Origin of the sequence: Paraburkholderia silviterrae (assembly GCF_004353915.1) — a bacterium.
GTDB classification, from domain to species: Bacteria; Pseudomonadota; Gammaproteobacteria; order Burkholderiales; family Burkholderiaceae; genus Paraburkholderia; species Paraburkholderia silviterrae.
The window spans coordinates 380,139-405,979 of the sequence record NZ_SMRP01000003.1; the positions used below are offsets into that span (position 1 = coordinate 380,139).

Below are 25,841 nucleotides of genomic sequence, written 5' to 3' on the forward strand. Positions count from 1 at the left end.
TAACGTAAACGTCGATTCCAACGATAGCCCTGCCGCCGGGTCCACCCCGGCTGGCGCGGGGTGCGCTTTCCGACATGACCCAGTACACGATTACCGAGCTCGCCCGCGAATTTGACGTGACGCCACGTGCGATCCGTTTCTACGAGGATCAGGGCCTGCTCGCGCCGAGCCGCGAAGGGGCGGGCGGCCTCAAGCGCGTGTTTTCGGGGCGCGATCGCACGCGACTGAGGCTCACGCTGCGCGGCAAGCGCCTCGGCTTCACGCTCAACGAGATCCGCGCACTGCTCGATCTCTACGATTCGCCCACGGATACGTTGCAGCAGCTCCAGGCGTTCCTCGACACCGTCGTGCGCCATCGCGAGATACTGGAGCGTCAGCGCGCCGACCTCGACGCCACGCTCGAAGACCTCGCGCAATACGAGACGCAGGCGCGCGCGCTGCTCGCGAAGAACGCCGCGGGCGAGCGGATCATGCCGCTCACGCTGCCAGACGATCAGTAGCCGGCGCTGGCCCGTTTTTGCGTCACGCCGTCGAGCCGAGGTGAATGCGTCATGAGACATTTCCCGAAACTGCTTTCATCGCAGATCGGCTTCGACGTTGCGCAGACGATGCTCGAAGGCTTCAACCGTCACTACCGCAACTTCTGCGCGGCGGCCGTGCGTGCGCGCGCATGCTTCGAGGCGCGCGACTGGCACAGCCTGCAACAGCTCGCCCGCGAGCGCATTGCGTCTTACGACGATTGCGTGCACGAATGCGTGATGGCGCTCGAAGACGAGTACGACGCGGAAAGCATCGACGACGAGGTGTGGGAGCAGATCAAGCTGCATTACATCGGCCTGCTAACGACGCACCGGCAGCCCGAGTGCGCCGAGACCTTCTTCAACTCGGTGTGCTGCAAGATCCTGCATCGCTCGTACTTCAACAACGACTTCATCTTCGTGCGGCCCGCGATCTCGACCGAATATATCGAGAACGACGAGCCCGCGGCCAAGCCCACCTACCGCGCGTACTATCCGGGCAAGGACGGGCTGGCGCCCACGCTCGCGCGCATCGTCACGAATTTTCAGCTCGAGACGCCGTTCGAGGACCTCGAGCGCGACGTGGACTGCGTGATGCGCACGATGCTCGATACCTTCGGCGTGGTCGAGCCCAAGCCCAATTTTCAGATTCACACGCTCGCGTCGCTGTTCTTTCGCAACAAGTCGGCGTATATCGTCGGGCGCATCATCAACGGCGATCTGCTCGTGCCGTTCGTCTTGCCCATCCGCCACACGGGCGACGGCAAGCTCGCGCTCGACACCGTGCTCCTGCGCCTCGACGAGTTGCTCATCATGTTCAGCTTCTCGCACTCCTACTTCCTCGTGGACATGGGCGTGCCGTCCGCCTATGTGGAGTTCCTGCGCACGATCATGCCGCGCAAGGCGAAGGGCGAGATCTACACGTCGCTCGGGCTGCAGAAGCAGGGCAAGAACCTTTTCTATCGCGACCTGCTGCACCACCTCAAGCATTCGAGCGATCAGTTCATCGCCGCGCCCGGCATCCGCGGCATGGTGATGATCGTGTTCACGCTGCCGTCGTTTCCGTACGTGTTCAAGGTGATCAAGGACAGCTTTCCCGCGCCGAAGGAAACCACGCGTGAGCAGGTGGAAGCGAAGTACCAGCTCGTGAAGCGCCACGACCGCCTCGGGCGCCTCGCCGATACGCTCGAATATTCGAGCGTGGCGCTGCCCGTCGCGCGTCTGGCCGAAGCGCTCGTGCGCGAGCTCGAAACGCTCGCGCCTTCGATGATCGAGTACGAGGGCGAGAGCCTCGTGATCCGCCATCTCTACATCGAGCGCCGCATGGTGCCGCTCAATATCTGGCTGCAGAAAGGCAGCGACGAAGAAGTCGAGCACGGCATTCGCGAATACGGCAACGCGGTGAAGGACCTGATGCGCGCGAACATCTTTCCGGGCGACATGCTCTACAAGAATTTCGGTGTCACACGCCACGGCCGCGTGGTGTTCTACGACTACGACGAGATCGAATACCTGACCGAATGCAACGTGCGCGCGGTGCCCGCGCCACGTAATGAGGAAGACGAACTATCCGCCGAGCCATGGTACGGAGTTGGCCCGCGCGATATTTTCCCGGAGACGTATCGGACGTTCCTGCTCGGCGACCCGCGCGTGCGGCGCTATTTCCTCGAGCATCACGCCGACTTCTTCGACCCCGCGCTGTGGCAGGAGAGCAAGGCGCGCCTGCTTGCGGGCGAGGTGCCCGACTGCCTGCCGTACGACGCGGCGGTGCGCTTTCGCGCGCGCTATCCCGAGCGCTTCGTGCAGAACGAGGCTGACGGCGAGGCCGATGAGAACGACGCACGCGCTGCATGAGAAACGCGATTGACGACGAACTTTCGCATCATCGATGGATTGAGAAAGGAGGGTGGACATGAGCGAGACGCAGAAGGATCCGATTGTGATCGTGGCGGCGACGCGCACGCCAATGGCCGGTTTTCAGGGCGATTTCGCCTCGCTGGCGGCGCCGCAACTGGGTGCGGCGGCGATCGCGGCGGCGGTGGAGCGCGCGGGCCTGAAGCCCGAGCAGGTCGACGAGGTGGTGATGGGCTGCGTGCTGCCCGCCGGCCAGGGGCAGGCACCCGCGCGCCAGGCGGCGCTGGGTGCTGGCCTGCCGCTCGCGGCCGGCGCGACCACCGTGAACAAGATGTGTGGCTCGGGCATGCGCGCGGCGATGTTCGCGCACGACATGCTGCTGGCGGGCTCCGCCGAGGTGATCGTCGCGGGCGGCATGGAGAGCATGTCGAACGCGCCGTATTTGCTGCCCAAGGCGCGCGCGGGCATGCGCATGGGACACAGCCAGGTGCTCGATCACATGTTCCTCGACGGCCTCGAAGACGCCTACGACAAGGGCCGCCTGATGGGGACGTTCGCCGAGGAGTGCGCGAGCGAGTTCGACTTCTCGCGCGAGAGCCAGGACGCCTTCGCGATCGAGTCGCTCAAGCGCGCCAAACGCGCCAACGAGGACGGCTCGTTCGCCTGGGAGATCGCGCCGGTGAAGGTCGCCACGCGTGCGGGCGAGACGACGATCGAGCGCGACGAGCAGCCGTTCAAGGCCAATCTCGACAAGATCCCGACGCTCAAGCCCGCCTTCAGCAAGACGGGCACGGTGACGGCCGCGAATTCGTCGTCGATTTCGGACGGCGCGGCGGCGCTCGTGATGATGCGCGAATCCACGGCGAAGCGCTTGGGCGTCAAGCCACTTGCGCGCGTGAGCGGCCATTCGACCTTCGCGCAGCAGCCCGCGAAGTTCACGACCGCGCCAGTGGGCGCGATCGCGAAGCTCTTCGAAAAGACCGGCTGGAAGGCCGCCGATGTCGATCTCTACGAGATCAACGAGGCGTTCGCCGTGGTCACGATGGCGGCCATGAAGGAGCACGATCTGCCACACGAGAAGGTCAACGTGAACGGCGGCGCGTGCGCGCTGGGCCACCCGATTGGCGCCTCGGGCGCGCGCATTCTCGTCACGTTGATCGGCGCATTGCGCGCACGCGGGCTCAAGCGCGGCGTCGCGAGCCTGTGCATCGGCGGCGGCGAAGCGACCGCAATGGGCGTCGAACTCATGTAGGCTTGTGCTTGAACTGCGCCGCGGGGAGGCGGCGCCTCGCAATACAGGCACGCGGCGCAGCAAAAAGAACCGCGGCACCCGAGAAAGGTGGCGACATGAAAACAGCGTTGATCGTGGGCGCGTCGCGGGGCCTCGGCCTCGAATTCGCGCGCCAGTATGCAAAGGCCGGCTGGCGCGGGCTGGCCACGGCGCGATCCGATGAGGCGCTCAAGGCATTGAACGCGCTCGGCGCCCAGTCGTTCCCGTTCGACATCGCGCGGCCCGAGGACATCGCCGCCCTCGGCGCGAAGCTCGACGGCGAGCGGCTCGACGTGGCGCTCATCGTTTCGGGCGTCTACGGTCCGCGCACCGAGGGTGTCGAAGCCATCAGCGCCGAAGACTTCGAGTACGTGATGAACACCAATGTGCGCGGCCCGATGCAGCTCATTCCGATCCTGCTGCCGCTCGTGGAAGCGGCGTATGGCGTGCTCGGCGTGCTCTCGAGCCGCATGGGCAGCATCACGCAGACGACCGGCACCACAGGCTGGCTCTATCGGGCCAGCAAGGCGGCGGTGAACGACGTCATCAAGATCGCCTCGCTGCAGACGCGCCGTGCGACCTGCATCGCGCTCCATCCGGGCTGGGTGCGCACCGAAATGGGCGGCGCGCACGCGGCCATCGACGCGGCGGCGAGCGTCGCCGGCATGCGCGAAGTCGTGGCCGAGGCGGCCGCCGCGCGCGAGGTCTTCAACGGACGCTTCTTCCAGTACGACGGCACCGAGCTCGACTGGTGAGCGGCGTATCCGCGTAATAATCGTGTTCTGGGGCCGCAACGCTAGCGCGAGCGGCCCTTTGTTATTTTGTTCTGCCGAGTGGCACGACATCGCACACCCTCGCACGTGAAGGATCGCTATTCAATGACCGCTGAACTTGCGCGCGCCGCGCGCCCGCTCGACTGCCCTTGTGGCGGTGCCGCGCCCAATCTGAAATCGGGCGCAAAGCCCCCACGCTTTGCCGACTGCTGCGGCCGCTTCATCGATGGCGGCGCGCTGCCCGCCACGGCGTTCGAGCTGATGCGCTCGCGCTACACGGCCTACGTGCTGGGCGAGGCCGACTATCTGCGCGCGACCTGGGCCGCCGAAACCTGTCCCGCCGACCTCGACAGCGACCCCAATGCCCCCGGCGCTCCGCGCTGGCTGGGCCTTGCCATCAAGCGCCATGAGCCCGTTGATGCGACGCATGCGCTGGTCGAATTCGTCGCGCGCTACAAGAGCGGGGGGCGCGCGTTTCGTCTGCACGAGCTGAGCCGCTTCACGCGCGGTGACGACGGCCGCTGGCGCTACGTCGACGGCGACATCCTCGAAGGCTGAACGCGAGCCGTGCACTGCCGCTGCGGCACCTGAAACAACGCCTTTGCAAACAAGCACTTAATGCAAAAAAACGGGGCCGTTGGCGGCGCGCGACACGCAATACACTGAAATATTCCTTATTCCGTTCTTTTCGCGAGCGCGACGAAATCCCGCCATGCGCCGCCCGTCAAGGTATACGCGGTGCATGCCCTTCGTTGGCACGCCTTATGCCGGGTTACCCCTGAATTGCACAACAATTAATTGTCGTGCGAGGATGCAATCACGGTGCTCGTCACGCTAGGTAAACAAACGTTGAGAGACGTTTTTTCACGGCGATTCAGTGACGGGTGCTGGCGGCGGATCTGACGATTGCAGATCGGCGCCGCACAGGTGTTCCGATCCGTGTTCTCCCCCGCTGCAACGGGTACAGCCACGCCAGGCTCCTTAGCCAGGCGCGCCGATCCTGTTGTGTCCGCAAAGGGCGGGGACGTTCACGCAGTGATTCGGTCAGGCAGATTACAGCAGGACTTTCGCAGGCGGGTGTTGCGCATGGCGTTCAGGAAGCTTCTTACCGGATGGGCGGTGGCCGGCACGGCGTGCGTGCTGTCGGTTGCCCACGCAGCATCGCTTTCCGATCCGGCAACAGCGGCCAGCGCGCAGTCCTCCGCTCAGGCTTCCGCATCGTCCTTCTCGGTTGCGCACGCGAGTGCCCAGGGCGACGCCTCGCGCACTGTGGGCACGCCGCTCGCATCCGGCCCGCTCGGCAGTGCGAATGTGCCGCGCATCGCGCTCGACGACGCGTATCTGCCCGTCGTGCGCGCCGACATGAACGAGCAGATCATCCACATTCCCGTTGCCGGCGACCCGAGCGTCACGCTCGAAACCACGGTCTATCGTCCCGATGGCCCCGGCCCGTTCCCGATGGTGGTGTTCAACCACGGCAAGATTCCCGGCGATCCGCGCATGCAACCGCGCAGCGATCCGATGTCGTTCGCGCGTGCATTCGTGAGCCGCGGCTATGTCGTTGTCGCGCCGAACCGCCAGGGCTTTGCGGGTTCGGGCGGCACCTATCAGCAAGACGGCTGCGACGTGGCCAGCAACGGTCTCGGCCAGGCCGCCGACGTTGCCACCACGGTCGACTACATGGCGAAAGAGCCGTATGTGGACGCGAACCATATCGTCGTCGCCGGGACCTCGCATGGCGGCCTCGCGACCATGGCCTACGGCACCGAAGCGGCGCACGGCGTGCGCGCACTCATCAACTTCTCGGGCGGCCTGCGTCAGGACGCCTGCACGGGCTGGCAGAACAACCTGACCGAGGCATTCGGCGATTACGGCGCCAAGGCGCATGTGGCCTCGCTCTGGCTCTACGGCGACAACGATTCGGTCTGGACCTCCGATCTCGTCACGCGGATGTTCGCGGCGTTTCATACCGCGCAACTGGGCGAGGCGCAACCGGGCGCGGGCGCGAAGCTCGTCGATTTCGGCGCGTACAAGAACGACGCGCACCGCCTCGTGGGCGACCGCGACGGCGTGCAGATCTGGTGGCCCAAGGTCGAAGCGTTCCTCGCGAACCAGGGCATGCCCACGGCCGTGGAATACCGTGTGGCGACGCAGGCCGCGCCGCACGCCACCGGCTACGCGTCGATCGATTCGGTGGGCGCGGTGCCGTTTCTCGATCAGGCGGGCCGTGACGGCTATCGCAACTTCCTCAAGCAGTACCCGAGCCGCGCCTTTGCTGTGTCCGATTCGGGCGCCTGGTCGTGGGCCGAGGGCGGCGACAATCCGATGGCCGTCGCCATCGCGAATTGCCAGAAGCACAGCTCGGATCCGTGCCGCCTCTATGCGGTGAATGGCAACGTCGTGTGGGCAAACGATACCGCCACGGCGCAGAACGACAATGCCGCCGACGGCCATACCGTCGCCGACGACGACGCAGACAACTCGCACGCGCTCGCAAGCCGCTAAGCGCGTGTGAACCGCCGGAGCGCGCGTGAGCGCAACGGCGGTTTTGCACTTTGGCTCCCCACTGAAAGACGCGCGCTCCCGCGCGCAGTCGTTTCCGCTTCGCCATCACATTCACAGTGGGCTTTCGGCTCGCGCTCGAGACCCGCAGATGGCACGCCCGTTCGCCCCGATCGTCTGGTTTTCTCCGTGCGCATGGCGTAGCGAATCCCTCTCGCGCCAGTGATCGACGCCCGCGCTTTCTCGATGCTTCCCCCGAAAAAAATTCGCCGGGCGTGATGTGAACGCACGCCTTTTGGCGGGCGCCCACAGATTTTTTTGCACAAGCGCGCTTCACTTTGCCGTCGTCATCTACGGCCATTTCGGGTCTTCGCAAAGGAAGTGCGCGCAGCTGTTCCGAACCGCGCCGAACCGCGCGCGCACGGGCTTTCCGGGCCCATTTTCGGGGTAGTGCATTGCGGCATTGAACGGGTTAATCTCGGTCGCTGTCGTATCGGGAGCCGCACTTGAACTCGCATTCCAACCTTGCCAACGAAGCCTGGATCGCACGCAGCCTGCGCGCCGTCTGGCATCCTTGCACCCAGATGAAGCACCACGAGCGCTTGCCGCTCGTCGCCGTTGCGCGCGGCGAAGGGCCGTGGCTCTACGACCACGAAGGCCGGCGCTATCTCGACGCCATCAGCTCGTGGTGGGTCAATCTCTTCGGCCACGCCAATCCTTCGATCAACGCAGCGCTCAAGGCGCAGCTCGACACGCTCGAGCACGTGATGCTCGCGGGCTGCACGCACGAACCGGCGGTCGAGCTCGCCGAGCGGCTTGCCGCGCTCACCGGCGGTACGCTCGGCCATGCGTTTTTCGCTTCGGACGGCGCGTCGGCGGTCGAAATCGCGCTGAAGATGAGCTTTCACGCGTGGCGCAATCAGGGCGCGATCGACAAACGCGAATTCGTGTGCGTCGCCAACAGCTATCACGGCGAGACGATCGGCGCGCTCGGCGTGACGGACGTGAAGCTCTTCAGGGATGCTTACGATCCGCTTTTGACCCATGCGCATGTGGTTGCCTCGCCCGACGCGCGCACGGCGCGCGAGGGCGAGAGCGCAGCCGACGTGGCGCGCCGCGCGCTCGCCGACGTCGAGCGTGTGTTCGCCGGGCGCGAGGGCCGCATCGCGGCGCTGATCGTCGAGCCGCTCGTGCAATGCGCGGCCGGCATGGCGATGCACGATCCCGCGTATCTGCAGGGCCTGCGCGCGCTGTGCGACCGCTACCGCGTGCATCTGATCGCCGACGAGATCGCCGTGGGCTGCGGGCGCACGGGCACGTTCTTCGCGTGCGAGCAGGCCGGCATCTGGCCCGATCTGCTCACGCTCTCGAAGGGCATTAGCGGCGGTTACCTGCCGCTTTCGATCGTGCTTTCGCGCGACGAAATCTACGCGGCCTTCTACGACGACGACACCACGCGCGGCTTCCTGCATTCGCATTCGTACACGGGCAATCCGCTCGCGTGCCGTGCCGCGCTCGCAACGCTCGACCTCTTCGAGCGCGACGACGTGCTCGCTACGAACGCGCGCAAATCGAAGCAACTGCGCGAGGCCTTTGCACCGCTCGAACAGCATCCGCTCGTGCGCGACATGCGCCAGTGCGGCACGATCCTCGCGTTCGACGTGGCGATCGAAGACGCCGGGCGCGCACGCACGTTCTCGCGCCGCTTCTTCGAAAACGCATTGCAGCGTGAATTGTTGCTGCGCCCGATCGGCACGACGGTCTACGTGATGCCGCCGTACATTCTCGACGCACAAACGCAAGCGCACCTCGCCGAGCGCACGCGCGAGACATTCGACGCCACCGTCGCGGAGGACCTCTGATGGCGCAACACACTTCACTGCTCGACACGCTCGAACACGGCCTGCGCGAGCTCGACGCACAAGGCTTGCGCCGCCGCCGCCGCACCATCGATTCGCCGTGCAGCGCGCACATGGTCGTCGACGGCCGCGAGAGCATCGGCTTCGCGAGCAACGACTACCTCGGGCTCGCCGCGCATCCGCAGCTCGTCGCGGCGCTGGCCGAGGGCGCGCAGCGCTACGGCGCGGGCAGTGGCGGCTCGCATCTGCTGGGCGGCCACTCGCGTGCCCATGCGCAGCTCGAAGACGATCTCGCTGCGTTCGCGGGCGGCTTCGTGGATGCACCACGCGCGCTGTACTTCAGCACCGGCTACATGGCGAATCTCGCCGTGCTCACCGCGCTCGCGGGCCGCGGCACGACGATCTTCTCTGACGCGCTCAACCACGCTTCGCTGATCGACGGCGCGCGGCTCTCGCGTGCCGACATCCAGATCTATCCGCACGCGGACATGGAGGCCTTGAGCGCGATGCTCGAAGCGTCCGACGCGCGCGCGAAGGTGATTGTGAGCGACACGGTGTTCAGCATGGACGGCGATGTCGCGCCGCTCGCGCGTCTCGTCGAGCTTGCCGAAAAGCATGGCGCATGGCTCGTGGTCGACGATGCGCACGGTCTGGGCGTGCTCGGCCCGCAAGGGCGCGGCGCGCTGGCTGAAGCCGCGCTGCGCTCGCCGCACCTCGTGATGGTGGGCACGCTCGGCAAGGCGGCGGGCGTCTCGGGCGCGTTCATCTGCGCGCACGACACCGTGATCGAGTGGCACGTGCAGCGCGCGCGCCCATACATCTTCACGACGGCTTCGTCGCCGGCGGTCGCGCACGCGGTGTCCGCGAGCATGCGCTTGATCGCGGGTGAAGAGGGCGATGCGCGGCGCGCGCATCTGAACCATCTGATCGGGCGCACGCGCTCGATGCTCAAGGAAACCTGCTGGCAACCCGTCGATTCGCACACGGCCGTGCAGCCGCTCGTGATCGGCTCCAACGACGCGACGCTCGCGCTGCAGGCCGCGCTCGAACGCGATGGCCTGTGGGTGCCGGCGATTCGCCCGCCTACCGTGCCCGCGGGTACTTCGCGTCTGCGCATTTCGCTCTCGGCCGCCCATTCGGATGCCGACCTCGATCGCCTGAACGCGGCGCTGCAACGCGCGAGCCTCGAAGAGCAAAAGCAGGCACAGGAGCGCACGCGATGAGCACTGCGAAGCTTTCGCTGTTCGTCACCGGCACCGATACCGAGATCGGTAAGACCTTCGTGAGCGCGGCGCTCTTGCGCGGCCTGGCACATGCGGGCCAGCGCGCGGCGGCGATGAAGCCCATTGCCGCAGGCGCCTACGAACGCGATGGTGTATGGCACAACGAAGACGCCGACCAGCTCGACGCCGCCGCGAGCGTGCTGCTGCCGCCCGAGATGCGCACGCCGTACCTGCTCAAGGAGCCGGCCGCGCCGCACATTGCCGCTGCGCTCGAAGGCGTGACGCTCGACATGGCGCGCATCGTGCATTGCTACGGTCAGGCGCGCGAGCGCGCGGACGCCGTGGTGGTGGAAGGCGTAGGCGGCTTTCGCGTGCCGCTCACGGCTACGCAGGACACCGCCGATCTCGCCGTCGCGCTCAATCTTCCGGTGGTGCTCGTCGTGGGCATGCGGCTTGGCTGCATCAGCCACGCGCTGCTCACTGCCGAAGCAATCGCCGCGCGCGGCCTCACGATCGCGGGTTGGGTCGCGAATCGCATCGACCCGGCCATGACCTTTCCCGAAGAAAACATCGACGCGCTGCGCGAGCGCCTCGCCGCGCAATTCGGCGCGCCGCTCATCGGCGTCGTGCCGCACATGCCCGGCGCACGCGCCGACGCCGCGGCCGAACACCTGAACATCGACGCGTTGCTCGCACGGCTAGCCCCGCTGGCCCCTGCGTCACCGCGCTGAGCTGAACTGAACTGAGCGCACGCGTCTCAACCCATATCGCCCGTCAAGAAGGACCCCGAACCATGACCGAAGCCCACATCGACATCACCGCGCTCAAGAAGACCGCGCCGCAGACGCTGGCGCAAGACGAAGCCGCAGCGCGCTGGCGCGTCGCCGATGTCGCCGCGCTCTACGAGCTGCCGTTCAACGACCTGATGTTCCGCGCCCAGCAGGTGCATCGCGAGCATTTCGACGCGAATGCGGTGCAGCTCTCCACGCTCCTGTCGATCAAGACCGGCGGCTGCGAAGAGGATTGCGCGTACTGCCCGCAGTCGTCGCATCACGACACTGGGCTCGACGCGAGCAAGCTCATGGACGTCGACGCCGTGCTCGACGCCGCGCGCGTGGCGAAGGCCAACGGCGCGACGCGCTTTTGCATGGGCGCGGCGTGGCGCAATCCGAAGGACCGCCATCTCGAGCCGATCAAGGACATGATCCGCGGCGTGAAGTCGATGGGCCTCGAAACCTGCGTCACGCTCGGCATGCTCGAAGACCACCAGGCGAAGGCGCTCGCCGACGCGGGCCTCGATTACTACAACCACAACCTCGACACCTCGCCCGAGTTCTACGGCCAGATCATCTCGACGCGCACCTACCAGGACCGCCTCGAGACGCTCGAGCGCGTGCGTGACGCGGGCATCAACGTGTGCTGCGGCGGCATCGTCGGCATGGGCGAGTCGCGCCGCGAGCGCGCGGGCCTGATCGCGCAGCTCGCGAACATGGAGCCGTATCCGGAGTCGGTGCCCATCAACAATCTCGTGCAGGTGAGCGGCACGCCGCTCGAAGGCACTGAGCCGCTCGATCCGTTCGAGTTCGTGCGCACGATCGCGGTGGCGCGCATCACCATGCCCAAGGCGATGGTGCGTCTCTCGGCGGGCCGCGAGCAGATGGACGAGGCGCTGCAGGCGCTGTGCTTCATGGCGGGCGCGAACTCGATCTTCTACGGCGACCAGTTGCTGACGACGAGCAACCCGCAAGCCGAAGCCGACCGCAAGCTGCTGCAGCGTCTGGGCATCAGCGCGCAGGCGGCGCAGGAGTTGCCGGCCGAGGGCCATGCTCATCACGCGGATCACGCGCATCACGGCGGCTGCGGCCACTGCGAATAAATGCGCTGACGAGTGCATTCGAAATGCGCTTTGAAAAGCGCTTCGAAATGCGCGGCGCGTTAGTAGTACGCCGCTGAAAAAACGAACGCCACGCTGTGAAGCGTGGCGTTCTCGTTTGTGGCGACGCTGGTGGCGTCGCGTGGTGCGTGCGGCGCTTTAAGCGTAAGCCGCGCGCCGGCGTCCCGCGAGCACGAGGTAGCAGAGCGCGCCGATCACGAGCGCGGGCAGCGTGGCGCCGAGATTCGGCAGCCACTGGTTTAGCGCCTGATATGCGCCGAAGCCAAAGCCCCATGCGACAAACGCGGTCACATGCCAGCCGCCCGAATAGCCGTATGGCCCGCTCAAATCGGCGAGCGCGCGAGCGTCGATGCGGCGGCGCCGAACGATGAAGTGGTCGGCGAGCACGACGCCGAAGAGCGGCGCGAACACCGAGCCGATGAAGAGCAGGAAGTTCTCGTAGCGCGCCATCGGCACGACGAGGCCGATCAGCGTGCACAGCGCGCCGAACGCCGCCGAGAGCCACGGCACGCTGCCGCGCGTCCAGAACGTGCCGGTCGAAACGGCGGCCGAGTGGATGTCGGCGAAGGCGTTGTCGATTTCGTCGATCAGCACTAGCAGCAGGGCGAAGCCGCCGCCAGCCTTCGCGAGCGCGGTGGTGAGAAGTGCGTCGCCGCCGCCCGCGGCGAGGCCGTAGATCGCGCCGAGCGCGTAGAACCACAGGTTCGCGATGCCATAGCCGAACAGCGTGCCGCGGAATGTTTCACCCGGGCGGCGGCCAAAGCGCGTGTAGTCGGCGATGAGCGGCAACCACGAGAGCGGCATCGCCACGACGAGGTCGATCGCGCTGCCGAACGGCATCTCGCCCGTGCCGGGGCGGCGCATCAGCGCGTCGATGTCGTGCTGCGCGAGCAGGCTCCACGTGAGCCAGGCGGCGCCCGCGAGCAGGAGCCAGATGCCCCAGGTGCGCAGGAAGCGCCGCACGAACGAGAGCGGGCCGCTCACGGCGAGCAGCGTGGCGAGGAAACCGAAGATCAGGGTCCACACGAGCGGCATCGAGAGGCCGAAGGCCTGCTTGGCGAGCGCATCGGCGGAATCGCGCATCACGATGATCTCGAACGAGCCCCAGCCCACGAGCTGCACCATGTTGATGACGGCGGGCACGGACGCCCCGCGGATGCCCAGCGTCGGGCGCAGCGACGACATGGCGGCGAGGCCCGTGTCGGTGCCGATCACGCCCGCGAGCGCGAGCAGCACGACGCCGATCACGCTGCCGATGCCGATGGCGGTGAGCGCATGGGGCAGCGAGAGGCCCGGCACGAGCAGGGCGCCCGCCTGGGCGACCAGCAGGCCGATGCCGAGCGAGAACCAGAGCGCGAAGGCGTCGCCGGTGCGGAACTGGCGGCGCGCGTCGGGCACGGGCACGTTGGGCGCGTAGGTCGAGCCGGCGTCACCGGCCGTGCCGGAGCTAGCCACGCCGGAGTTGGCCGCACCTGAGCCGGCCGCACCGGATTGCGGGTTTTGAGTCATGGATGAAGCTTCCCTCTGTATCGTCTGTTTTGTCTGATGTTCCTCGGGGCCGGTCAACTGGGGCGCAAGGCATCGCGTCTCGCGCTACCGCCCGGGCTGTCATAATGCACGACTGCATCCGGCGCGGCAGGCCGTTTTCGGGGGCGCGAACAAACGCCCTCGAAGCCGGCCAGTCCCCGGGAAAGCCGACATTATCGCGAAAACGTCATGTTTGAAGAAACCCGTGCCAACGTTCCGCTCGCCGAGCGGCTGCGCCCGCGCTCGATCGACGAAGTCATCGGCCAGAAGCATCTGCTCGGGCCCAACAAGCCGCTGCGCGTCGCCTTCGAGTCGGGCGAAGCGCATTCGATGATCCTTTGGGGGCCGCCCGGCGTCGGCAAGACCACGCTCGCGCGCCTCATGGCCGACGCCTTCGACGCCCAGTTCATCGCGCTTTCGGCGGTGCTCTCGGGCGTGAAAGACATCCGCGAGGCCGTGGAGACGGCGCAAATGCACCGCGCGCACGGCCACCAGACGCTCGTGTTCGTCGACGAAGTTCACCGTTTCAACAAGAGCCAGCAGGACGCCTTCCTGCCGCACGTGGAGTCGGGCCTGTTCGTATTCATCGGCGCGACGACGGAGAATCCGTCGTTCGAGGTGAATAGCGCGCTGCTTTCGCGCGCGGCGGTCTACGTGCTCAAGAGCCTCGACGAGGAGGAGCAGGGCGAGCTGCTCGCACGCGCGAGCGAGGAGCTGGGCGGCCTGACCTTCACCGACGAAGCGAAAAAGGCGCTGATCGGCTCGGCCGATGGCGACGGGCGCAAGCTGCTGAACAACCTCGAAATCGTCGCACGCGCGGCCGCGCAGCAGAAGAAGCGCGAAATCGACGGCGAGCTGCTCGGCAGCGCGCTCGCCGAAAACCTGCGCCGCTTCGACAAGGGCGGCGACGCGTTCTACGACCAGATCAGCGCGCTCCACAAGTCGGTGCGCGGCAGCAATCCGGACGGCGCACTCTACTGGTTCTGCCGCATGCTCGACGGCGGCGCCGATCCGCGTTATCTCGCGCGGCGCATCGTGCGCATGGCGTGGGAGGACATCGGCCTCGCCGACCCGCGCGCGGCGCGCATCACGCTCGACGCCTCCGAGACCTACGAGCGCCTGGGCTCCCCCGAGGGCGAGCTGGCGCTCGCGCAGGCCGTCATCTATCTCGCGGTCGCGCCCAAGTCGAATGCGGGCTACAACGCGTACAACGAGGCGCGGCGCTTCGTCGGCAAGGACCAGTCGCGCGCGGTGCCCATCCATCTGCGCAACGCGCCCACCAAGCTCATGAAGGAGCTGGGCTACGGCCACGAATACCGCTACGCACACGACGAACCCGACGCCTACGCGGCTGGCGAGACCTATCTGCCCGACGGCATGCGCGAGCCGCGCTGGTATCAGCCCACGCCGCGCGGGCTCGAAGGCAAGATCGGCGAGAAGCTCGCGCGTCTGGCCGACCTCGACGCGCAATGGCGCGAAGCACATCGCGACGAGATCCGCGAGCGCGAGCGCAAGCGCAAGGGCTAGCCCGCGCCGGTGCGCTAAAATCGGCGCTTCACACAACGAAACTGCGTCTCACAATCCCATGCTCGACATCCAGCTGCTGCGCAAAGACCTCGACGGCGTCGCCAAACGCCTCGCCGACCGCGGCTATACCCTCGACGTCGCGGCGTTCACCGCGCTCGAAGCGGAACGCCGCGCCATCCAGACCCGCACCGAAGAACTGCAGGCGCGCCGCAACAGCCTGTCGAAGCAGATTGGCGCGATGAAGGGCCGCGGCGAGGACACCTCGGCGGTCATGGCCGAAGTGGGCGGCATCGGCGACGAAATGAAGGCCTCGGCCGCCAAGCTCGACGAAATCCAGACGAAGCTCTCGGATCTGCTGCTCGGCATGCCGAACCTGCCGCACGAGAGCGCGCCCGTGGGCCGCGACGAGAGCGACAACGTGGAAGTGCGCCGCTGGGGCACGCCGCGCGAGTTCAGCTTCGAAGTGAAGGATCACGTCGACGTGGGCACGCCGTTGGGTCTCGATTTCGAGACGGGCGCGAAGCTCTCGGGCGCGCGCTTCACGATGCTGCGCGGCCAGATCGCGCGCCTGCACCGTGCGCTCGCGCAGTTCATGATCGACACGCACACGCTGCAGCACGGCTATACGGAAACGTACACACCCTACATCGTCAATCCGGAAATCCTGTACGGCACGGGCCAGCTGCCCAAGTTCGCCGAGGATATGTTCCGCGTGGAGAAGGGCGGTGCCGAAAACACGATCACGCAATACCTGATCTCCACCTCGGAGATCTCGCTCACGAATACCGTGCGCGAGAGCATCGTCGAAGGCAGCGCGCTGCCGATCAAGCTCACCGCGCATTCGCCGTGCTTCCGCTCGGAGGCCGGTTCGTATGGCCGCGACACGCGCGGCATGATCCGTCAGCATCAGTTCGACAAGGTCGAGATGGTGCAGATCGTCGCACCGGAAACGTCGTATGACGCGCTGGAGCAAATGGTCGTGCATGCGGAAACCATTCTGCAGAAGCTCGGCCTGCCGTACCGTGTGATCACGCTGTGCACGGGCGACATGGGCTTCTCGGCCTCCAAGACCTATGACCTCGAGGTGTGGCTGCCGGCGCAGAACACCTATCGCGAAATTTCGAGCTGCTCGAACACTGAAGCGTTCCAGGCGCGCCGCATGCAGGCGCGCTACCGCAACGCCCAGGGCAAGCCGGAGCTCGTGCATACGCTCAATGGCTCGGGCCTCGCGGTGGGCCGCACGCTCGTGGCCGTGCTCGAGAACTACCAGGAGGCGGACGGTTCTGTCACGGTGCCGGAAGTGCTGCGTCCGTACATGGGCGGCGTCGCGCGTCTCGAAGTGGGCGCCTGAACGCCGCTTGCAGATCAGGACATGTGAATCGCTTGCCCTCGAGATTTTTCTCCAAGGAGGGCTTGCAAGATTCAAAATATGTTCTATAATCTTCGCTTCTCTGGTCGCCGACCAAGATCAGAGAAGCAGTAAAAAGGCAGTACCCCGGAGAGGTGGCAGAGTGGTCGAATGTACCTGACTCGAAATCAGGCGTACGGTTTCCCCGTACCGTGGGTTCGAATCCCACCCTCTCCGCCAAATTCAGAAAACCCCTGCATGCTTAACGGCTGTAGGGGTTTTTGCTTTTCGGTGGCATGAAGAGCACGCGCCGGATCCGCTCACGCGAGCGTTCCGGCCAGGCCGGTCCTGTTCGCGCCTATTTCCCCGTATGCCCGCGCCGCTCCAGCGAGCGCAGGAAAGTGCCCGAAATCGCCGAGGTGCCGTGGTGCACGATCTTCTCGTCGATGAGCGCCCACACCGACATTCCCACGCCGCGCACGCGCTGGCAGAACGACAGATCCTCCGAGAGATAGACGCCTTTTTCCCCGACTGTGTCGAAGAACGCGTAAAAGTTGCCGTCGGGCAGGTAGGGCGCGTATTGCGCGGGCGGCCGGTAGCGCTGCGTGACTGGCACGAGCGCCTCGAGCGCATCGCGCCGGATGAGGAAGATACCCGTGCCGATGTGGTTGACTTCGACCCAGCCGTTGCTGACCGTGCTGCTGCCTTGCTCGTCGGTGCGGATCGCCGTGTTGTAGTCCACCGTCTTTTCCTGCCATTCGCGCAGGGAGAGGCCCACATCCTCGCTCGTGATCTGCCTTTCCACATCGAAGAACCGGTACGGGCAGGCGATGCCCGCCACCGGCTTGTTGCCGGCGATGAGACGCGGGACCGCTTCGCGCGAGAAGTCCATATCCGTGTCGAGAAACAGGACATGGGTGTACTCGGTATGGCTCAGGAAATAATTCGCGAAGAAATTGCGTGCGCGGATGATGTGCGACGAAGCCGTGTGGATGTACTCGAAGCGTACGCCGCGCTCCTTGAAGGTCTCCATCAGGCGGGCCAGCGCCATCGCGAAGTCGAAATGCACCGAATTGTCGTAGGTGGGCAGCGCGATCAGAACGTTGAGCTGGGCGTTCGATTGCGCGCCGGGCACGGCGCCCGGAGTGGGGTCAGGCTGGGTCATGGTCAGGCGTTCCGCTCACGTCGTTGAAAGATATTTCTCATTCTTAAGGGCGGCTTGCGCGCGGACAATCGGACGGATCCGAATCAGCGCAGGCCGGACGGGTCGGATGCACCGGTACAATGAGGCCTTCGACGCAGCTCCCTTGAATTCGCTGCGAGGCGCCTCGCGCGCCGTCGCGCTCACTTATCGTTCACAGATGGCTATCACCTACAAATCTGCCGACGACCTCGCGCGTCTGCGCATTTCCGGCCGGCTTGCCGCCGACGTGCTCGCCATGATCGGCGAACACGTCAAGCCCGGCGTCTCCACCGACGATCTCGACGCGATCTGCAACGACTATATCGTCAACACGCTCAAGGCGGTGCCGGCCAACGTCGGCTACCTCGGCTTTCCGAAGACGATCTGCACCTCGGTCAACTCGGTGGTGTGCCACGGCATTCCGAACCGCAACGAGGTCCTCAAGGACGGCGACATCATCAACATCGACGTGGCCGTGATCAAGGACGGCTATTTCGGGGACACCAGCCGCATGTACACCGTGGGCACCGCGAGCACGGTCGGGCGTCATCTCATCGACACGACTTACGAGGCGATGCTCGCCGGCATCCGCCAGGTGAAGCCCGGCGCTACGCTCGGCGACGTGGGCCATGCGATCCAGCGGCGCGCCCAGGCCGATGGCTTTTCGATCGTGCGCGAGTACTGCGGCCACGGCATCGGCAAGGTCTATCACGAGGAGCCGCAGGTGCTCCACTACGGCCAGCCGGGGCAGGGCGTGCGCCTGAAGCCGGGCATGGTCTTCACGATCGAGCCGATGGTGAACGCGGGCCGCGCCGGCACGGCGGTGCAGCGCGACGGCTGGACGGTGGTGACGAAGGACCGCTCGCTCTCCGCGCAATGGGAGCACATGGTGGCGGTCACCGACGACGGCTACGAACTGCTCACGCCCTGGCCGGATGGCACCGGCGCGTACGAGGCTCCGTGAGGGCCGCTGTGCGCCGGGGTTGTGCGGGCCGTCGGGCAGCCTGTCAAGGCCGTGTGTGTGGCGTTTGCGGGGCAATTTTGTTAAATAAGGATTTGACTCTCTGGCCAGTTCGGTTAAAGCTACGCGTTAGTGCTTTATTGGGGTTTACGACTGCATGAGTCCGTCACTGACCGTTCGCCGTATCGCTGCCGATCAGGGTGCCGTGCTCCGCGAGCTTCGAACCGCTTCGTTGCGCGACGCGCCTTATGCGTTCGGCGACTCGCTCGAAGATGCGCTGTCCGCCGATGCAGCCGTTTTTGACGCCGCCGCTGCGCGTCACGCGGACTCGCATGCCGCCACCTCGTTCATCCTCTACACAGAGGGTCATCCTGCCGGCCTGATCGGTGCGAACTTCGAGAACGCGCCGGCACGCCGCGCGTTCGTGTTCGCATTGTGGGTGGCGCCGGCGGTGCGGCATCTGCGCGGCGGCGAACTGCTCGTCAATGCGGCCATCGAGTGGCTCGTGAGCGAAGGCGCCGCGCAGGTCTACGCCTGGGTGACCGATAACAACATTACCGCCATGCGCTTCTATGAGCGGCTAGGCTTCGTCGCCACCGGCGACCACGCGCGCAGTGCGCAAACGCCTGAGCAGTGGGAAACGCTCCTCGTGCGTGACGTCGCGCTTGCGCCCAAGAGCATGTCGGCCCAATAACGGAGCACCTGTCCAGCGTCCCATTCCCTTGCTTTTCACGCCATGACGTGTGGACCGCACGTCATGCGCCGGCATCCCCCGCCGTCTTTGCATCGTTCCCTATGTCGCAGCATTTTGAGCCATTAAAAATAATGGCCACGTGCGTCGACGCCTGTAAAATACGCAAAATTTTTCGCCGATCGCCATGTCGCCCAAGAAATCGCCATATTTTGAACTGAAGAGCGGTTCAGTCGATACGCTTCTGTTCGTGGTTAAAACGACTGAACTCGATGCGATGCGCGCCGAGCTTACGCGGCGTTTCGAGGCGACGCCCGAATTTTTCGCCAACGACACGGTGGCCATCGACGTGCGGCGCCTCGCTGAGGGCGAGCAGGTCCCGCTCGCCGACATCGCGCGCCTGCTCGAAAGCGTGCGCATGCGCCCCGTGGGCGTGGTCGCTCAGCCCGCCCAGCACGACTGGGCAGCCGTTGCGGGCCTGCCGTTTCTCGAAGCGCGCGACAAGCGCGTCGCTAACGGTGCAAGCGGTGCAAGCGGTGCTAACGGTGCAAGCGGGGCTGGCGGCGTGGCCGGCGCAGGCGGCGACGCGCCGCCTGCCGCGCAAGAAGCCGACGCCACTGTCAACGCTTCGAACACCGCTGCGCCGGCGCAGTCTGCCGATACTGGCGCAAATGCAGGTGCGAAGGCGAGCGACGCTGCTGCAGCGCCCTCGGGCGCTTCTGCCGTGCAGCCGGAACTCTTTGCCCAGGACGCCCCGGAGGCGGACAGCGCCATCGCGGGCGCGGAGGGCGAAGCGGGCAGCATCGCGCCGCGCCTGACGAGCACGGAGCCGACGCTCGTGATCGACCGGCCGCTGCGCTCGGGCCAGCGCATCTATGCGAAGGGCGACCTCGTGGTGCTCGGCATGGTGTCCAACGGGGCGGAAGTGATCGCCGAAGGCAACATCCATATTTACGCGCCGTTGCGCGGCCGCGCGCTCGCGGGCGTGCACGGCAATCACGACGCACGCATTTTCTGTACGAGCCTCGAGGCGGAACTGATTTCGATTGCGGGGATCTACCGTACCGCTGAAGTTCCACTCGCCGCCGAGGTAAAGGGCAAGCCGGCGCAAATCCGGCTCGACGAAGAGAGACTCTTGATCGAACCGTTGAAGCTCACCTGAGTGCCGCGCGAGCGTGAGCAACACGCGAGCGCGAGCGGCACGCGATGAGACCAAACAGAGAAACTGACGAACGCAAGGTAAGGGAATGGCAAAAATCATTGTGGTGACTTCGGGCAAGGGTGGCGTCGGTAAAACGACCACGAGCGCGAGTTTCGCATCGGGCCTCGCGTTGCGTGGCCACAAGACCGCGGTCATCGATTTCGACGTGGGTCTGCGCAATCTCGACCTCATCATGGGTTGCGAGCGCCGCGTCGTGTATGACCTGATCAACGTGATCCAGGGTGAGGCGAACCTCAATCAGGCGCTCATCAAGGACAAGAAGTGCGAGAACCTGTTCATCCTGCCGGCCTCGCAAACGCGCGACAAGGACGCGCTCACGAGGGAAGGCGTGGAGAAGGTGATCGAAGATCTGCGCAAGATGGACTTCGAATTCATCATCTGCGATTCGCCGGCCGGCATCGAATCGGGCGCGCTGCTCGCGATGCACTTCGCCGACGAAGCGCTCATCGTGACGAACCCGGAAGTGTCTTCCGTGCGCGACTCGGACCGTATCCTCGGCATGCTGTCGTCGAAGACCAAGCGTGCGATCGAAGGCAAGGATCCGATCAAGGAGCACTTGCTGATTACGCGCTACAACCCCAAGCGCGTGAGCGAAGGCGAAATGCTCTCGCTGTCGGACATTTCGGAGATCCTGCGCATCGAGCTGATCGGCGTGATCCCGGAATCAGAAGCGGTGCTGCATGCATCGAACCAGGGCCTGCCCGCAGTCCACCTCGACGGCACCGATGTCGCCGAGTCGTACAAGGACGTGGTGTCGCGCTTTCTCGGCGAAGACAAAACGCTTCGTTTCACCGATTACCAGAAGCCGGGGCTCCTGCAGCGCCTCTTCGGTAGCAAGTAAGGGAGGCGAACGTCATGTCGTTTCTTTCGTTTTTTCTCGGCGAGAAGAAGAAGTCCGCCTCGGTAGCGAAGGAACGCCTGCAGCTCATCATCGCTCACGAGCGTGCAGGCGGTCATCCGCCCGCCGATTATCTGCCGGCCCTGCAACGCGAGCTGGTCGCGGTGATCTCGAAGTACGTGAAGATCTCCGACGACGACATCCGCGTGAGCCTCGAACGCCAGGACGACCTCGAAGTGCTCGAGGTCAAGATCGAGATTCCGCAGGCCTGATGCACCCGATGCGCGCGGCGCGCTTGTGCGCCGCGCGCATCTCAATATTCCCACCGCAATGCCATCGCTTTGCGTGCAGGCGTGCGCTTCGCACGTGTTGGCGCGTTCGCGCCCTGCGTGATGTGCATGATGCGCGCGCGTTTCACATGAGCGTTTGCGTGCCACCTGGCGTGGCGAAATATTCGGTTTCACTTCACCCCCCGCGGTAACAACGCCGTTGTCAGCGCAGACGCGTGCTCGCGCATTGATCGGGTAACGCCACATTCGGCGTCCAACTCGAAGGGGAGATTTACATGAACAACTCCATCCGCCTGCTCGTTGCCAAGGCCGCCATTGTCGTCGCGGGCGCTTGCGCCGTCGCGGCGCCTGCACTCGCGCAAGAAGTCATCGTCGTCGCGCCGAGCGCGCCGCCGCCCGAGCGCGTCGAAGTCGTGCCGGCGCCGCGCGTCGGCTATGTGTGGGACAAGGGCCACTGGCGCTGGGATCACGGCCACTACGTGTGGATTGCGGGCCACTGGCAGGCCGAGCGTGTCGGCTATCACTGGGTGCCGGGCCACTGGGTCGCGCACGGTCCGAACTGGCGCTGGATCGAAGGTCACTGGGCAGCGTGAGCCGGCCGTTGATGCGCCAACCCGGGTCCAGGAGAGAAACACTATGAGCAAAAAACTGCTTGCTGCCGCGGCGCTCGCGCTCATGCTGGCCGGCTGCATCGTCGTGCCGGCGCGGCCCATGTATGCGCGGCCCGGCCCCGTCGTGATCTATTGACGTCACGCCAACGCCGCGCGCCGCTTCACGGCGCGCCAAGCCCGGCGCACATCAGCGCTCAGCGGTTTCGTCCGCGGCGGTGTGGCCGGGCTTGTCGTTTCCCGGCGCGGCGTCCAGTGCCTGCATCGTCACGGGGGTGCCGGCTGCGACGCTGGCGTCGTTTGCCGCTTGGGCCTCGGGCGCAGCGGTCTGTGCGTCTGCGGACTGTGCCGCGCTGGCGGCCGCCATGGCCGGCTGCGCGTAACGCAGCGAGAGCGTCTCGTAGAGCGGCGGCGCAAAGATGCGTGAGACGCGGCTCGCGATCAGCGCGGTGGCCATCAGCGAGATCACGAGCGCGTGGCCGTCGATCATCTCCATGACGATCACGAACGAGGTGATGGGCGACTGCGTGACCGCCGCGAGATAGCCGACCATCGCAAGCGCGATGAGCATCGGCAGTTGCATATTGCTGAAGAGCATGTGCAGCACGTTGCCGAAGCCCGCGCCAATCGACAGCGAAGGCGCGAAGATGCCACCCGGAATGCCCGGCAGGTAGGAGCCGACCATCGAGGCCATCTTGAGGAACGGATACGCGACCGACAGATGCTCGCGAGAGTCGAGCAGGCCGCGCGCTTCGGCGTAGCCGCTGCCGAACGTCGTGCCGCCCGAGACGAGGCCGATCAGCGCGATGGCGAGCCCGCAAAGGGCGGCGAACGCGATGGGGCGCTCGCCATGCAGCTTGCGCAGCGGTGCCGGAATCCAGCGCTGTGTGTTGAGCAGCAACCAGGCAAAGACGCCGCCCGCGATGCCGGTGACGAGTGCGGTGATGATCACGGCCACTGCGAGCAGATCGGGGAAGTGCGTGCCGATCTGGATCGTGCCGAAGTACGTGTAGTTACCGTTCAGGCCGAGCGCGATCACGCCGGCGATGATGATCGACGTGATGACCACGCCGCTTGCGCGCGCCTCGAAGCTGCGCGTGAGCTCCTCGATGGCGAATACGATGCCCGCGAGCGGCGTGTTGAACGCCGCGGACAGCCCCGCGGCTGCACCGGCGAGCACGAGCTTGCGCTCGATGAGCGCGTTCGAGCGCGGGTAGAAGCGGCGCATGTTGAACATCAACGCCGCGCCCACTTGCACCGTCGGCCCTTCGCGGCCGATCGTGAAACCGCCGAGAATGCCGAGGAACGAGATGGCGATCTTGCCCACGAGGATGCGCAGCGTGAGCAGGCGCGAGCCTGTTTCGCCGGTTTTCGTGTGCAGCGTGGCGATCACCTGCGGAATCCCGCTGCCTTCGGCGCCGCGAAAGAACGTGCGGGTGAGCCACACGGCGGCGGCGGCGACGGCGGGCGTGACGATGAGCGGCAACCAGACGTGCTGATGCTGCACGCGCAGAAACGCGTTGTAGCCCCAGTCGATGAGGCGCGCGTAAAACACCGCGACGAGGCCGACCGCGATCGCGCCGAGCCACAGCACGCCGTACTGCCGCCACAAACGCCGCGCACGGCGTACGAGCAGCGAAATAATGTCCGGATTCACGGTCCGCATGGATCTATTCGGGGCGCAAAGGAATCATTGTAGCGGCGTGAGCGGGCGCTGTCGGATTCATCTGCGTGGCGGATTCAGTGTCTCTGAGCCCCGCATCAGGTGCCGGATCACATAAAGAAGGGTTCGATGAATTGCGCATGGCTCCGCAATTTGTCCTCTGAGCCGCTTCGCGCTCCGTTAAAATCTCGGGAAAAATTCAGGCAAATCAAGGAAATCGGGCCTCGCAGGTCCGCAGCACAATGAAACGAGTTTTGATTGTCAAAGTGACCTCGCTCGGCGATATCGTCGAGGCGCTTCCGGTCGTGGCCGATGTCCAGCGCGCATTCCCCGGCGTGAAGGTCGACTGGGCCTCCGACGAGTCGTTCGCCGATATCGTGCGCTGGAATGCCGGCGTCGACCGTGTGCTCTGCGCGCCACTGCGCCGCTTCAAGAAAGCGCGCCGCTGGAGCGACTTCAAGGCGATCTGGGCGTCCATCTCCGAGTTGCGCGCCGAGCGCTACGACGCGATCGTCGATATCCACGGTGTCTACAAGAGCGCGATCATCGCGTTTATCGCGCGCGGGCGGCGTCGTTTCGGCTACCTCGCGCAGGATCTCGGCGAGCGCGGCGCAGCTTTTGCCTATAACGGCCGCTTCGGCCCGCGTCCGAAGTGCGATGCGTGGCTGGGCATGCGCATCAGCACGGGCGAGGCGCTGGGCTATAAGGTCGACACTCCGCCCGACTTCCAGATGCGCATTCCGCGCGACGGCACGGCGCTGCCCGCGCCCGACGCGCCCACGGCGCTGATCTTCCACGCCACCTCGAAGGAAGAGAAGAAGTGGCCCGTCGAGCATTGGGGCGAACTGTGCCACGCACTCATTGCACGCGGCCTGCGCATCGAATTGCCGTGGGGCTCGGATGCCGAGCACGCCACGGCGCGCGAGATCGCAGCGCTCGTGCCCAGTGCGACGGTGCTGCCGCGCCTCACGGTCTCGCAGGTCGCGCAACGCATCGAAGACTGCGCGCTCGTGGTGGGCACCGACACGGGCTTCGTGCATCTCGGCCACGCGCTGCTCAAGCCCACCGTGATGATCTTCGTCGCAACCGACGCGGAGCATCTTGGCGTGCGTGCGCCCAACCGCTCGATTTCGGTCGGCGACGGCCACCACGTGCCGCCGGTTGCGGTCGCGCTCGATGCCGTCGATCGCGTCTATCCCGCGCGCGACGGCGGCGGCGCGGCGAAGGGGCCGCTCGCTACCGCAGCCTGATCTCTGCCACGCGCGCTCACTTCGCGGCGTCCTTCTCGGGGCGCCGCTTTCTCCCCGTTCTCCCGCTGCTTGCCCGCTGTTTTCCCGCTGTTTTCCATTACATAGTTGTTAAAAGTGTCGCCGTTGCGTGGAGCGCCGCGCGCCGACAGCGCGCCGGCAGCGCGTCTGCCTGCGAGGTGTTGCGCAGCCTGTAACACTGGCCACACCGCTACTTACAAATTGCAACGCCTCAGACGCTCGCCGTCGTGTTCAATCCAAAGCGTCCGCAGCCCGCATGGTCCATGCAGGGCAAAGCCGGACAACAGATATTGACTCGACGGGAGAACGAAGTGAAACGATTGACGCGTACCCTGATTGCAGGTGCATTGCTCGCAGCGGCGCTGGGCGGGTGCGTCGTGGTGCCGGCGGGTGGCTATTACGGCGGAGGCTACCACCACGGCTATTACTATTGATGAGGCTCCCGTGGGGCGCGGCGGTGCGCTCAGGCGAGCAGCAGCTCGACAGCGACCACCGCCGCGATGGCCGCGGCATTGGCAAGCAACGCCTCCAGCACGACTGAGCGCCAGCTTGCCGTGCGCAGGCGGAAGGCCAGGACGAGTGAGATACCCAGCGCGAGTGCGATCATCAGCACGATATCGGCGTTGCTCAGATGCAGGCTCATCGTTGACCTCGCTGGCAGACAGACGCGGACTTCGTCCATTCGAGTATAGGCACGCTGGTCTCGCTCGCGAACAAAAAAGCGGAATCCGCCTCGCGGACTCCGCTTTTTTATTGCCGGTGCGTTGCCGGGCGCACATGGCCCGGCACACCTGGGTGAATGACTGCGCTGCGTATGCGCGC

The 25,841-nt window shown here is 65.7% G+C and carries 24 protein-coding genes and 1 tRNA gene; 21 read left to right on the top strand and 4 right to left on the bottom strand.

The annotated features are described in order from the left end of the window. Positions 1-74: 74 nt before the first annotated feature. The 10 genes from EYW47_RS09200 to bioB all read left to right on the top strand — a co-directional run bounded on the left by EYW47_RS09200 (position 75) and on the right by bioB (position 11,875). Positions 75-500 (top strand): MerR family transcriptional regulator, encoded by a 426-nt coding sequence (locus tag EYW47_RS09200; RefSeq protein WP_133194551.1) that lies wholly within the window; start codon positions 75-77, stop codon positions 498-500. A 51-nt stretch (positions 501-551) separates the two neighbouring features. Further along, a complete protein-coding gene (gene aceK, locus EYW47_RS09205) occupies positions 552-2,372 on the top strand; it encodes a bifunctional isocitrate dehydrogenase kinase/phosphatase (protein ID WP_133194552.1) in 1,821 nt (606 codons plus the stop codon). A 58-nt stretch (positions 2,373-2,430) separates the two neighbouring features. Continuing rightward, the gene (locus EYW47_RS09210; protein WP_133194553.1) at positions 2,431-3,624 is read left to right on the top strand and encodes an acetyl-CoA C-acetyltransferase; all 1,194 of its coding nucleotides are present in this window, start codon (positions 2,431-2,433) and stop codon (positions 3,622-3,624) included. A 95-nt stretch (positions 3,625-3,719) separates the two neighbouring features. Beyond that, positions 3,720-4,397 carry an SDR family oxidoreductase gene (locus tag EYW47_RS09215; protein WP_133194554.1) on the top strand — a complete coding sequence of 226 codons (678 nt, stop codon included), beginning with the start codon at positions 3,720-3,722 and terminating at the stop codon, positions 4,395-4,397. A gap of 123 nt (positions 4,398-4,520) precedes the next feature. Continuing rightward, entirely contained in the window at positions 4,521-4,973 is a 453-nt protein-coding gene (locus tag EYW47_RS09220; RefSeq protein WP_133194555.1) for a YchJ family protein, read from the top strand. A 528-nt stretch (positions 4,974-5,501) separates the two neighbouring features. After that, positions 5,502-6,920 carry a dienelactone hydrolase family protein gene (locus EYW47_RS09225; RefSeq protein WP_133194556.1) on the top strand — a complete coding sequence of 473 codons (1,419 nt, stop codon included), beginning with the start codon at positions 5,502-5,504 and terminating at the stop codon, positions 6,918-6,920. Between the two features lie 503 nt (positions 6,921-7,423). Beyond that, positions 7,424-8,779, top strand: coding sequence for an adenosylmethionine--8-amino-7-oxononanoate transaminase (bioA, locus tag EYW47_RS09230; RefSeq protein WP_133194557.1), 1,356 nt, complete (start codon positions 7,424-7,426; stop codon positions 8,777-8,779). After that, positions 8,779-9,999 (top strand): 8-amino-7-oxononanoate synthase, encoded by a 1,221-nt coding sequence (gene bioF / locus EYW47_RS09235; RefSeq protein ID WP_133194558.1) that lies wholly within the window; start codon positions 8,779-8,781, stop codon positions 9,997-9,999. The genes bioA and bioF overlap by 1 nt, the downstream gene beginning before the upstream one ends. Next, positions 9,996-10,730: a dethiobiotin synthase gene (gene bioD, locus EYW47_RS09240; protein WP_133194559.1), complete on the top strand. Its 735-nt coding sequence runs from the start codon at positions 9,996-9,998 to the stop codon at positions 10,728-10,730. The genes bioF and bioD overlap by 4 nt, the downstream gene beginning before the upstream one ends. Before the next feature lie 62 nt (positions 10,731-10,792). Next, positions 10,793-11,875: a biotin synthase BioB gene (bioB, locus tag EYW47_RS09245; protein WP_240763615.1), complete on the top strand. Its 1,083-nt coding sequence runs from the start codon at positions 10,793-10,795 to the stop codon at positions 11,873-11,875. Positions 11,876-12,031: 156 nt separating this feature from the next. Here bioB and cytX read toward each other — a convergent pair whose 3' ends face one another. Beyond that, positions 12,032-13,348 carry a putative hydroxymethylpyrimidine transporter CytX gene (cytX, locus tag EYW47_RS09250; protein ID WP_377784921.1) on the bottom strand — a complete coding sequence of 439 codons (1,317 nt, stop codon included), beginning with the start codon at positions 13,346-13,348 and terminating at the stop codon, positions 12,032-12,034. 261 nt (positions 13,349-13,609) lie between these two features. Here cytX and EYW47_RS09255 point away from each other — a divergent pair, with 261 nt between their 5' ends. The 3 genes from EYW47_RS09255 (at position 13,610) to EYW47_RS09265 (ending at position 16,535) form a co-directional block, all read left to right on the top strand. Beyond that, the gene (locus EYW47_RS09255; RefSeq protein ID WP_133194561.1) at positions 13,610-14,947 is read left to right on the top strand and encodes a replication-associated recombination protein A; all 1,338 of its coding nucleotides are present in this window, start codon (positions 13,610-13,612) and stop codon (positions 14,945-14,947) included. A 58-nt stretch (positions 14,948-15,005) separates the two neighbouring features. Next, a complete protein-coding gene (gene serS, locus EYW47_RS09260) occupies positions 15,006-16,298 on the top strand; it encodes a serine--tRNA ligase (protein ID WP_133194562.1) in 1,293 nt (430 codons plus the stop codon). A gap of 146 nt (positions 16,299-16,444) precedes the next feature. Continuing rightward, positions 16,445-16,535 (top strand) — tRNA-Ser (locus tag EYW47_RS09265). A 118-nt stretch (positions 16,536-16,653) separates the two neighbouring features. Here the strand turns inward: EYW47_RS09265 and EYW47_RS09270 are convergent. Then, positions 16,654-17,460, bottom strand: coding sequence for a hypothetical protein (locus EYW47_RS09270; RefSeq protein WP_133194563.1), 807 nt, complete (start codon positions 17,458-17,460; stop codon positions 16,654-16,656). Between the two features lie 196 nt (positions 17,461-17,656). Here EYW47_RS09270 and map point away from each other — a divergent pair, with 196 nt between their 5' ends. From map to EYW47_RS09300, 6 genes are all read left to right on the top strand, one after another. Further along, positions 17,657-18,442 (top strand): type I methionyl aminopeptidase, encoded by a 786-nt coding sequence (map, locus tag EYW47_RS09275; RefSeq protein ID WP_133194766.1) that lies wholly within the window; start codon positions 17,657-17,659, stop codon positions 18,440-18,442. 154 nt (positions 18,443-18,596) lie between these two features. Next, positions 18,597-19,133, top strand: coding sequence for a GNAT family N-acetyltransferase (locus EYW47_RS09280; protein ID WP_133194564.1), 537 nt, complete (start codon positions 18,597-18,599; stop codon positions 19,131-19,133). A gap of 184 nt (positions 19,134-19,317) precedes the next feature. Next, positions 19,318-20,292: a septum site-determining protein MinC gene (minC, locus tag EYW47_RS09285; protein WP_133194565.1), complete on the top strand. Its 975-nt coding sequence runs from the start codon at positions 19,318-19,320 to the stop codon at positions 20,290-20,292. Between the two features lie 85 nt (positions 20,293-20,377). After that, a complete protein-coding gene (minD, locus tag EYW47_RS09290; RefSeq protein ID WP_133194566.1) occupies positions 20,378-21,193 on the top strand; it encodes a septum site-determining protein MinD in 816 nt (271 codons plus the stop codon). 14 nt (positions 21,194-21,207) lie between these two features. Beyond that, positions 21,208-21,462, top strand: coding sequence for a cell division topological specificity factor MinE (gene minE, locus EYW47_RS09295; protein WP_028215841.1), 255 nt, complete (start codon positions 21,208-21,210; stop codon positions 21,460-21,462). A 293-nt stretch (positions 21,463-21,755) separates the two neighbouring features. Beyond that, entirely contained in the window at positions 21,756-22,073 is a 318-nt protein-coding gene (locus tag EYW47_RS09300) for a YXWGXW repeat-containing protein (RefSeq protein WP_133194567.1), read from the top strand. Between the two features lie 205 nt (positions 22,074-22,278). Here EYW47_RS09300 and EYW47_RS09305 read toward each other — a convergent pair whose 3' ends face one another. Further along, a complete protein-coding gene (locus EYW47_RS09305; protein ID WP_133194568.1) occupies positions 22,279-23,754 on the bottom strand; it encodes a chloride channel protein in 1,476 nt (491 codons plus the stop codon). A 239-nt stretch (positions 23,755-23,993) separates the two neighbouring features. Between EYW47_RS09305 and waaC the strand changes: the two genes are divergently transcribed. Then, the gene (gene waaC, locus EYW47_RS09310) at positions 23,994-25,001 is read left to right on the top strand and encodes a lipopolysaccharide heptosyltransferase I (protein ID WP_133194569.1); all 1,008 of its coding nucleotides are present in this window, start codon (positions 23,994-23,996) and stop codon (positions 24,999-25,001) included. Positions 25,002-25,330: 329 nt separating this feature from the next. Next, positions 25,331-25,453, top strand: coding sequence for a hypothetical protein (locus EYW47_RS42415; RefSeq protein ID WP_276322936.1), 123 nt, complete (start codon positions 25,331-25,333; stop codon positions 25,451-25,453). A gap of 29 nt (positions 25,454-25,482) precedes the next feature. Here the strand turns inward: EYW47_RS42415 and EYW47_RS09315 are convergent, their stop codons facing one another. Next, on the bottom strand, positions 25,483-25,662 hold the full coding sequence (locus tag EYW47_RS09315) for a hypothetical protein (RefSeq protein WP_133194570.1): 180 nt from the start codon (positions 25,660-25,662) through the stop codon (positions 25,483-25,485). Between the last annotated feature and the right edge of the window lie 179 nt (positions 25,663-25,841).